This is a genomic window from Thiocystis violacea, from assembly GCF_016583575.1.
Lineage (GTDB): Bacteria > Pseudomonadota > Gammaproteobacteria > Chromatiales > Chromatiaceae > Thiocystis > Thiocystis violacea.
In genome coordinates this window covers 41978-52850 of sequence record NZ_NRRG01000036.1, presented here as the reverse complement: position 1 = coordinate 52850, position 10873 = coordinate 41978, and the positions used below count along the sequence as shown (strand labels likewise).

The following is a 10873-nucleotide window of genomic DNA, read 5'->3' as shown; positions in this document are numbered from 1 at the left end:
GGGGGTGGCGGCGGCTCGACCGGGGTCGTGCCACAGGCGCCCAGGGTGCGGATATCGAACGGGGATGACACCGCGATACGCTCGGGGCCGACCAGAACCTGGGCGTCGCCGTTGCCGGTGTCGAGACAGGCGCTCGCGTCATCGGCCAGGGCGAAGTCGATGCCGTCCTCGTAGGTTCCGCCAACGGTCAGCTTGTAGTTGATCCGCCCCGATTGGCTGGTATCCAGGACGTCGTTGGCTTCCATCGAGAATCCCGTGACGGACGCTAGAGCCTTATCCGACGTGAGGTTTCCATCATTACTGGTGTAGCTCGATTTGCCGCCGCCCGCGATGCGCAGGTGCCAGAGTCCGGTGTCGCAATCGCGCCAGAGGAAGGTGCCGCCGTCGGTGGCCGCCTTGTAATCGAGCGTCCCGCAAGTCGTCTCCGTCTCCCCGCAGGGGCCGAGCGTCTTGAGGTTCACCGGAGAAGTCACGGGGACGCGGCCGGGACCGACCAGCACCTTCGCGCCAGGGGTGGTGACGTCGAAGCAGGCGTTCGCCGTGCTCGGGTGCCGGAAGTCGAAACCGTCGTACCAGGTTTGAGTGACATTAAGCTTGTAGGCGATGTCGCGAGGATCGCTGGCGTTCAGGACATCATTGGATTCTAGCGCGACGCCCGTGACCAGGCTGACGGGCTGATCGGCGCTGACGCGGCCTTCGAAGGTCAGCACGCTACTGTTGCCACCGGCCGAGGCCACGACGCTCCAGGTATCGGTCGCGCAGTCTTTCCAAAGCAGAACCGCGGCTTCGGAATCGAGATTGAGCGGCGGCGCGCCGCAAACATCCGGCGCGGCCTGCGCTTGGCCATACAAGAGGCTGCCAGCGATCATGATGGCCCCGGCGTATTTCCAGGACGGCATTTCGCGGCGGATGGCCTCTCGCAGGACGGTCGATTGACTGGTGGCGAATCGGTCCTGGCGCTGTTGAACGGGGATTGGCCGGAATGAATTCTGTAGCATTGCCTTGACTCCCTCACGGAGGAGTGAGTGAATGAAACGAAAAAGAGTTGTCTAGTCGCTCCCGCGAATGATCCTCGGTGTCTCGCGGTGAGCCTGTGCCCGGATGGACTTTCCGGATGTGGCAATGCTATCGACGGGGGGCGGGGGTTTTTGTGATGCAGTCGAGGTTAAGTCGACCGATGAGCGTGGCGGGGGTGTGAACTGTGAGTTGGGTCACGACTGAAGGCGGTAATGACCAGAAATTAAATCCTTATGTCCAATCATGGTCATTAAGCTAAAAATGGCGACGCCGATTCCCGTTCAGGATAGGGATTTGGACCGTTCGCACACGTCACGCCAGACAATGAGCAGGGTCACATAGAGTTACTCTGATCTTGTTTTACTTTTAATGCTCGAAAGAGAATGACGAAATGCTAAAATCATTATTTTTTTTATTTAAAAAACATGATTTTAAGTTATTTTTTTTGGGCCATGCGGGGCGTGCGGATCCAGGGCGCCAGGTCTTCGCGGGATCCTCGGTTAGTGTTTTTGGAATATGGCGCGCCTGGGCCGCCTGTTTCATCCTCCTGATCGCGCCGGGCTCGATCGCGACCGGCGCCTTGGGTACGTCTGGCGTGGCGGCCGATCCAACGGACCTGGCGGAAATCCGCCCAGGTCATCGTTCCATCGCCCCCAGGCTTCTTGCGCCCGAAAGGCCGCTGAGCAATCCAGGAATCGGGATTGAACAGGCCGCGCGTCTTCTCACTCCGTCCGGCGTGCTCAATGTCAATAAAGACGTCGAGGCGATCGCGACGATTCGCTATATTCGCTTGCAATGGTCATTGATCGAGAAGGACGGCGATAATCAGTGGAATTTCGCCCCGCTCGACAAGGCGATCATTCAATCGGCGGAGGATGGTAAGCAGGCGGCGATCGCCATCATGGGTCATGTGCCCAAGCTTGGCGGAAGGAGCCAATACACTCAGGCGATTCCCCAATGGTATATCGAGGCCGCCGAACGGCGCGGGCCACGCTGCTCGGGGGCGGGGGATGGAACGGGCACTCCGGGCGGATGCACCCATTACCTCACGGACTACCGGCTCGGCTGTCAGGCGGGCGAGCAGTGCGCGCGGATCTGGACCTTCAATCACAATGACGAGGAATACATCCGCCAGCAGATCGAGCTGATCGAGGCGCTCGGGGAACGCTACGACACGCCGGACTGGGCGGGGAGGATCGCCTATGTCGACGTCCGGGGCGGACTCGGCTCATGGACCGAGAATCACGTCGATGGCGTCTATCTGGCGGGAACCGACATCCCCTGGCCGAGGCCCTCGTACGTCAACAAGATCAGGATCGCGGATGCCTATCTCGCCTTCACGCATTTGCCGATCCTGGCCAATGTGAGAAATGGCAAAACGGCGCTCGAGGCGCCGCTGGAAAGCCAATGGGTCTATCTCTGCCAAGAGGCGCGTCGGCGCGACAAGGTCGTCGGCTGGCGTACCGATGGTCTCGATTCGACCAAATATCTGATCGACGCGGTCTTCTCGGCTTACCCATTTACCCGTGATTGCTGGAGGCAGGGCCCCGTGCATGGCGAGCTGAACGGGACCGCCCTGGCCCCCGAGTCGCCGGTCAATCGCGATCCCTGGTCCAATGGTCGCACGCAATACCAGGCGCTGAACCAGCGCTTGGCGGCCTGGCATGTCAGCGCCTGGAATACGAAATATCACGCCTATCCCGATGACGCGGCCACCTATGGAGCGGCCATCGACGAATGGCGGGCAATCGGAGGCTATCGGCTCGCGGTCGCGGGCGGCTCGATTCCCGACACTGTCGACGCGGGTCTGCCCCTGGATATCCGTATCGATCTCCAGAACACCGGAACGGCGCCGGTGTATCGGCGTTGGTATCGTGTCTGGCTGCGTTTTCATCCACGCACGGACGGCGGGGACATCCTCGTTCCCTTGGTCGGGGACATCACCTCGGTGCTTCCGGAGGCCGCGCCCCTGAGCTTCACGACCTCGGATGCCAGGCTTGGGCGGGCCGGCACCTACGACATCTCCATCGGCGTGGTTCAAGACCCACGCTTTACGCAGGTGCGGCCTCTGAAGCTGGCGCATGACCCGGAGGACTGTGCCCTCATCGACGAGTCTTACTGGTGCGCGCTGGGTTCCGTCCAGGTCATCGCCGGCGCCGTCGCGGACGCGGGCTCCGAGCGCTTCCGATCCGGCAAGACCGATTGACCGCTCGCCGCGAGCGGCTTCAAGGTCGCATGGCATCCTCCGTGCTTAGGAGACCCTCGTGACCGTGCCGGCCGAGGAGTCGGCGCGAGTCATCCGAAGCGACGGATTGACCGAACAGCGGAGCGGCCATGACTCAGAATTTTTTCATCGGGATCGGAGCGCAGAAATGCGCCTCCACCTGGCTCCATGACATCTTGCTTGACCATCCGGGCGTCGTGCTCGGTCAGCGCAAGGAAATCGATTTTTTCTCCTACCACTACGGGCGCGGCCACCAGTGGTATGAGCGGCAGTTTCCGGAACTCCGTCAGGGGGTTCTGGCGGGAGAGATCTCGCCCTCCTACTTCGTGACCCAGGACGTGCCCGCGCGTCTCCGGGCGTACAACCCCTCGGTCAAGATCCTCCTGTCGTTGAGGGATCCCGTGGAACGCGCGATCTCCAATCATCGGCACGAGGTGCGGCTCGGCAACTTCTCCGGTCCCGATCTCGGATTCGAGGCCGGTCTGGACAACAATCCGATGTATTTCGAGCAAAGCCGCTACGGCACCCACCTGCTCCGATGGAGAAGTCATTTCCCAGCCTCGCGGATCTTGGTGGTGCTCCAGGAAGACATCGAGGCCAATCCCGTTTCAGTGGCGCAACAGGTATACAGTTTTCTCGATCTGGATCCTGGGCATCTGTCGGCGGCGCTGCATGCGCGCTCCAACGAGAGCCATCTGCACCGCTCGCGCGGACTCGAGTCGGTTCGCCTTGGGCTGCGCGGCACGGCGCGCTCCCTGGGGATGGATGCCGTCTGGCGGGCCGCTCAACGCGCCGGTTTGCAACCCCTCTACCGTCGGCTCAACCGCCGAGCCTCCACGCTGGCCATCCCTCGGGTGTCGGAAGCGACCAGACAGCATTTGCGCGAGCGTCTGGAAGGGGAGATCCGTCTGGTCGAGGAATTGCTTGAGCGCCCCCTGCCGACCTGGCGGACCGGGACTCGGGCGGAGGCCGGCGCCACCCTCATGGGTGGACATGACGATCGGATCGCGCCGCGCGCCAGCTTGCGAGCGCCTGGCTCTGGCTCGGAACGGTCGGGATCACTTCTGGTTTCAGAGATTGGGGGATCGCAATGAATATTCGAAGCCTGTTGAAAATCCTTAGGGCTCGGCTGTGGGTCATCCTGCTCCTGCCGCTCCTTTCCGCCGGCATCGCCTTCGCGCTCCTGGAGCGGCAGCCCATCGTCTACGCCGCGCAGGCCAAGCTGCTGATCGACTACCGAACGCCCCTGGAAGGCGAATTGGCGGGTGAACTGCTGCCCGTCGGACTCCAGGAAAGCTACGTCGCCACCCAGTTGCAGATCATCAAGAGTCAGCGCGTGGCCAACGATGCGCTCGTCAAGCTGCGTCTGGCGAACGACCCGGATTGGGTCGAGGGATTCGAGGCGGAGGGGCTGCCAGGGCAAAGCTTCGAGTCCTGGGCCGTGCCCCTGTTGCTCGACAACCTGGTCGTGACGATCGGCAAGGACAGTCGACTGGTGAGTCTCTGGTACAGCGACACGGATCCGAAGCGTGCCGCGAACATCGCCAATGCCTTCGTGGACGCCTATCGGGAGATCAATCAAGAACTCGGACATACCCCGGCCATCGAATCCGCGCGTGCGGTCGAGCCGCTGATCGGACAGCTTCGCGCCGAGTTGGAGGACGCGGAGCGCAAGCTCAGCAGCTATCAACAGCGCGCGGGAATCCTGGCCACAGACGAGCAACTCGACCTCGAAACCTCGCAACTGAGGGTGTTGGGAGAGCAGCGATTGGTCGCCGAAGCCAAGGCGCGCGAAGCGGAGAGCCGACTGGCCTCGCTGGAACGGATGGAATCGCGGGGCAAGATGCCGGATACCTTGCCGGACATGCGGGGCAACGAACTCATCGAGCGGTTGCAGATCGAGATCGCGCGCAAGGAGGCGGTGCTCGCCGAGCGCGCGACCACGCTCGGCAAGCGTCATCCCGAGATGCAGCGGCTGGAGGCGGATCTGGCGACGACGCGCGCCAGTCTGGAGGCCGAGAAGACGAGCCTGCTCGGCGCGCTCCGGCGCGAGCTGCGCGAGGTGCGCGGGTTGGCCGAGGGTGCGCGGCGCAGCGAGGCCGAGCAGAAAGAAAAGGTGCTTGGGCTCAAGACCAGTCGCGACGGCCTGCAGCCCTTGCTGCGTGAAATGCAAAGCGCGCGCGAGAGCTATGACAGGTCGCTGCGCATGCATAGCGAATACGCCACCCACGGGCGCCTGAATCAAGGCAATGTCTCGGTGCTGGATCCGGCCGAGCCGCCTTTCCTGCCCGCTAACTCCAGCCTGATGATGAGCCTGGCCGCCGCGTTCATGGGCGGATTCGTGCTGGCGATCGGACTCATCCTCGCCTGGGAACTCCTGGATAGAAGGGTTCGCACCCGCTACGACATTCTCGACATGGGGGCGGGGCCGTTCCTCGGCGAGTTGCCCAGGGCCTAGTCGCGGGTATTGGATCGGCTGGGGTGCATGAGGCGCGATCGTCCCGAATCGACGATCGCCCTTACTCGGGTCGATTGTTTTCCATTCCAGGCGAGGTTGATGTCGAGGTTTAAGGAGATGGACGTTCGGACAATGAAGCCAGAAACCGGCTCGGTGGCAAGATACTGGGAGATCCAGTCCGCCGTGCTGAAGGATCCAAATATCGCCGATTGCACCTGCCTGGCGAGACGGTCGGAGGATGGTGACGATGAGCTGATCCTCTACTGGGAGCCGAGCGGCCCGGTCAACCAAGCGGATCTGCTGGCCCGTCTGCGCGAGGTCGTCGGCGAGGGCGGGCCGACGATGCGTCTGGTGCCCCTGGTCAGGCTTCCGTTTCGCCCGGATGGTTCGCTCGACGAGCGGGCCTTGGAGTCCATCCCGGTGCTCGACGAGCCCTGGCTCGCGAGCCGTGAACGGCTGTTGCGACAGCGGCTTGGCGTGAAGCAGGTGCTTATGATCGCCGCCGAGCCTCCCCCCGAGGAGGTGCCGGGATATCACCTGACCGACCTGCATCCAGCCGCGGACGGTCGCCGTCCCGACGGCGACCCAAAGGAGACGCCGGCCGCCGACGCGGCGGTTCGATCCGCCCGGACCGGACCGCCGGCGATCGTCAGCGTGCCCGCGGTCGAGGCCGACCGGCGCCTGCGGGACATGACACTCGTTGAGGTGCTGCGCGAGACCGTCGAGCGTCGCGGCGACGGGCGCCTGCGGTTCATCGCGGCGGATGGGGCGCTCGTGGAATGGACCTATCTTGATTTGTGGCACCAGGCCGAGCGCATCCAGGCGGGACTCTCGGAGCTTGGCCTGAGGCCGGGTGATCGGGTGATTCTGCAACTGGTCGAGAGCCAGGACATCCTGTCGGCGTTCTGGGCCTGCCAAATGGGCGGACTGACCCCGGTGATCGTCGAGGTTCCGATGAGCTACGAGCGCCCCAGTCAGGCGCTGGACAGACTGCTCGGCCTGATTCGGCTGCTCGGGGATCCTACGATCATTGGGGACGGGTCCGTCGTGACCGCGCTGGCGTGCCTCGACGACGGGTCTTTCCCGCGAGGGATCCGCGTCCAGGCGATCGGCGATCTGCGCGCCTCGGGCGCGCGCCCCGTGCGGCACCAGTCGCGGCCGGAGGATATCGCGCTGCTCAACCTCAGCTCCGGCAGTACCGGCGTGCCCAAAGGCATCATGCTGAGTCACCGCAATCTGCTCACGCGCGCCCAGGGCACCAATCGACTCTGTCCCTATTCCAGTCGCGATCTCATCCTCAACTGGCTCCCGCTCGACCACATCGGCAGTCTCTCAGACTGGCACATCCGCTGCGTCTTGCTGGGATGCGAGTTGATCTACGTCGACAAGGAGTATGTGCTGCGTGATCCGATGAATTGGCTGACCCTGATCGATCGCTTCCGGGTCACCCACAGTTGGGCTCCGAGCTTCGCCTTCGCCCTAGTGAACAAACAACTGAGCCAGTCGCCACCGTCCAGCCTGGATCTCTCCTGCGTGCAGGGCCTCTTGACCGCCGGCGAGGCGGTTTCGGACCGATCGGTGCTTAATTTCGCGCGTGCCGCGTCTCGCTATGGTCTCAGGTCCACGACCATCTGGCCGGCCTTCGGCATGGCCGAGCTGGCCTCCGGGATCACCTACCAGGTTCCCACCAAGGACCAGCCGCTGCGTTTTCACCGCATCCGTCAGCCATCGCTGGGCGATCGGGTCGAGGCGGCGGAGGAGGGGCAATCCGACGCGGCCGCCTTCGCCGATCTGGGGCCGCCCATTCCGGGCGTGACGCTGCGCATTCTCGACAGCGAGGATCGACCCCTGCCCGTGGATTGCGTGGGGCGGGTCCAGGTCCGGGGCGACATGGTCTTCCAGGGCTACCTCGGCAATCCCGAGGCGACCGCGAGCGCCCTGCGCGATGGCTGGCTCGATACCGGCGATCTCGGCTTTCTGTCGGAGGGGCGTCTGGTGCTGACCGGGCGCGAAAAGGAAACCATCATCGTCAATGGCGCCAATTACGCCTGCCACGAGATCGAATCCGCCGCCGAGGGGATCGAGGGACTGGAGCCTTCGTTCACCGCGGCCTGTGGCGCGCGCCGCGCCGGTGACGACGATGAGCGGCTCGCGCTCTTCTTCGTCCCCGATGGCTCGGTCGACGAGGGTGAGCTGATCCGCTCGATTCGCACCCGGATCGCCACGCGCTTCGGAATCACGCCGACCTATCTGGTGCCGCTCGAAAAGCCGCTGATCCCCAAGACCGGGATCGGCAAGATTCAGCGCACCCAGCTCGCGCGCGGGCTTGCGTCCGGTGAATTCGACGCGCGCTTGAAACGCATCGACCAACGCCTCGGCAATGCCAACACCCTGCCGTCCTGGTTCTATCGCAGGATCTGGGTGGCCAAGCGAGCCAGCGGGGAAGGGCGCTACCCGATGCCCGGAGCCACCCTGATTCTGATGGATGAGGCCGGACTTGGTCGGGCACTCGCCCATCGACTGAGGGCGTTGGGACAGACCTGTGTCGAGATCCGGACCGGCGTCGCGCCCGTTCCGACCTATGCCGGAGCTTACCGGCTCGACTCCTGGTCGAAGGCGTCCTTTCTCGCCCTGATGCGCCAACTCCGGGAGGCTGGCGTCGTCGTCGGCGAGATCCTCGATCTTCTGGATTATCGCCTTGACCAAGCGCCGACCGAGAGTCCGGACGAGCTGTCCGACCGGCTGACCGAGCGGGTCGCCGCCTTCCTGTATACCGTTCAGGCGGTGCTCGAGACCGGCGCGGCGGTCGGGCCATGGCGGCTGATCCTGGTCGGCAACGACTGTCAGGCCTTGGAGGTCAACGACCAGGGCTCGCCAGCGAAGGCCATGATGACGGGCTTCATTCAGTCGCTGCGGCTGGAGCAGGCGTTGATCGACGCGCGTCACATCGATCTGCCCTGGGTCGACGACCAGCGGCTCAACAGCGATCTCTTGCTCGCGGAACTGAACGCCCTCTCCAAGGATCCCCTCGTGGCCTATCGGCATGGCGAGCGGCGAGTGGCCAGGCTGCGCCGATTGGATCTGGTCGCGGAGCGTCAGGCACCGGTCGTGCTCAAGAGCGGTGGTTTCTATCTGATTTCCGGTGGGCTGGGCGGCTTGGGCTTCGAGCTCTGCCGCTGGCTCGGGCGGATCTGTCAGGCACGGCTGTTGATCGTCCAGCGGGACGCCTTCGACCTGGAAACCGATCCAGCGGATCGGCTATCGAGCCCCGATCAAGCGCCTCGGACGCGCTACCTGGCCTTGCGCGACGAAGGTATCGACTGCGCCCTGGTGTTCGCGGATATCGCCGACGAGGCGGCGGTGCGAGACGGCGTGGCGCGGGCGGAAGCCGGCTGGGGCCGGGCGCTCGACGGGATTTTCCATCTGGCCGGGATGGCCCATGAGCGCTCGGTCGCGCAAGAGAGCCCCGAGTCCTTCCTGGCGGCGGCACGCGCCAAGATTCTGGGAACGCGGGTATTGACGGGGCTCTTGAGCGATCGTCCCGCGACCTTCCTGGTCGCCTTCTCATCGGTCAATGCCAGCTTTGGCGGATCCTCGACCGGCGGCTATTCGGCGGCGAACGCCTATCTGGAGGCCGATTGCCACCGGAGCAATCGTTTCGGGCTTCGCGTTCACAGCTATGCCTGGAGTCCCTGGGATGGTCTCGGCATGAGCCGGGAGGCCAATGTCGGCTCCATCGCGGCGGCCAAGGGGTTTCGGCCGCTGGCCTTGGACGAGGGTCTGCGCTCGCTGCTCGCGCTGCTGAATACGGGCCAGTCCGAGGCCATCGTTGGATTGGACGACTCGAAGCGGCCGGTCCGGCGTTTGCTCACGGACGCGGATGATCCGCGACCCTCGGTGATCGCCTATCTTGAGCTGGGCGATGGGGTGTCGAGCGCCTCGCTACCCCAGACCCGGATTCTCCGCGATCGCTTCGGAACCCAGTTCGATTGCCGTCTGGAGGTTCGCGAAACACTGCCGTCATGGCCGGCCGATGGCGTCGACAGAGCCCGGTTGGCCGCCATCCTCGATCCCGAGGCCGGGATCAAGCGCAAACCCTCCAGTCCGACCGAGGAGAAGCTGCTCGCCATCTGGTCGCGCCTGCTGGAGACGCGGGATATCGGCATCCAGGACAGCTTCTTCGACCTTGGTGGAGACTCCCTGTCGGCGGTTCGGCTGGTCGCCGAGATCGAAACGGAATTCGGCCTGTCGCTGCCCGTCAGCACCGTCTTTCACGCCACCACGATCGAGGCGCTCGCGGGAAGGATCACCGCGATTTCAAGGCCTTCGGACTGGTTCTCCCTGGTTCCGATCAAGCCCGAGGGATCCAGGCCACCGATCTTCGTGGTCCAGTCGAGTAGCTGGGATCTGGCTCGCTACCTCGACCAGGATCAACCTCTCTACGGACTCAATTATGGAGTGGGCGCGAGGGGGGAGGAGTCGATACCCGACTTGCCCGCGAGGCTCGAGGATCTGGCGGCGCACTATGTCGCTGAAGTGCTCGGTCTTCAACCGCGGGGGCCTTATTTATTGATCGGACACTCCGCCGCTGGCTTGGTGGCCTATGAGATGGCGCGGCAATTGTCCGCGCTTGGTCAGGGGGCGCCCTTGGTCGGATTGATCGACACCTATTATCCGACGACGGGCGGGAGTTCACTGTTCGGAAAGATGACCAAAGGGCTCGCGATTCTATCCAATCCAGCCAGGATGGACGCTCCCATCAAGCCTGGGCGTTGGATCGCTCAGCGGCTTAGGCACATGAAGACCCTGTTCGCGAGCAATAAAAGCGATCTTCCGATTTCGCTGAGGGCTCGGCGGTTATATGACAATTACGAGCCTCGATCCTACTCGGGCAGCCTGGTGTACTGGAAGTGCGTGGGCGAAAATGAAGGCGGGAACGAGAGGGGCGATGACCTGAAATGGCTTGCGCTGGCCGGAGGGAGTGCTCGGATTCACCCGATTCCTTGCAATCACTACGAAATCATGAAGCATCCGCATGCTCGAACAGTCGCGGAACAGATCGGTCGTCATGCGGAAATATTGCATGGTTTGCATCGGAGTGAAAGAAAAACTCGAAGAGGGTTGGCAGCGTCATGACGCGGAAGACTTGCTTGGGCGATATCCCGGTTTTCTCC

At 63.6% G+C, this 10873-nt stretch carries 4 protein-coding genes and 1 pseudogene; 4 read left to right on the top strand and 1 reads right to left on the bottom strand.

Going from position 1 to position 10873, the window contains the following annotated elements; all coding sequences use genetic code 11:
• Positions 1-998, bottom strand: a pseudogene (locus tag CKO27_RS16200) (hypothetical protein); the annotation flags it as partial.
• Between the two features lie 614 nt (positions 999-1612).
• Between CKO27_RS16200 and CKO27_RS16195 the strand changes: the two are divergent.
• From CKO27_RS16195 to CKO27_RS16180, 4 genes are all read left to right on the top strand, one after another.
• Positions 1613-3223 (top strand): DUF4832 domain-containing protein, encoded by a 1611-nt coding sequence (locus CKO27_RS16195; RefSeq protein ID WP_200375950.1) that lies wholly within the window; start codon positions 1613-1615, stop codon positions 3221-3223.
• A 128-nt stretch (positions 3224-3351) separates the two neighbouring features.
• Positions 3352-4335, top strand: coding sequence for a sulfotransferase (locus tag CKO27_RS16190; RefSeq protein WP_200375949.1), 984 nt, complete (start codon positions 3352-3354; stop codon positions 4333-4335).
• The gene (locus CKO27_RS16185; RefSeq protein WP_200375948.1) at positions 4332-5699 is read left to right on the top strand and encodes a GumC family protein; all 1368 of its coding nucleotides are present in this window, start codon (positions 4332-4334) and stop codon (positions 5697-5699) included. Before CKO27_RS16190 ends, CKO27_RS16185 begins: the two co-directional genes overlap by 4 nt.
• Before the next feature lie 132 nt (positions 5700-5831).
• A complete protein-coding gene (locus CKO27_RS16180; RefSeq protein WP_200375947.1) occupies positions 5832-10835 on the top strand; it encodes an AMP-binding protein in 5004 nt (1667 codons plus the stop codon).
• Positions 10836-10873 lie beyond the last annotated feature (38 nt).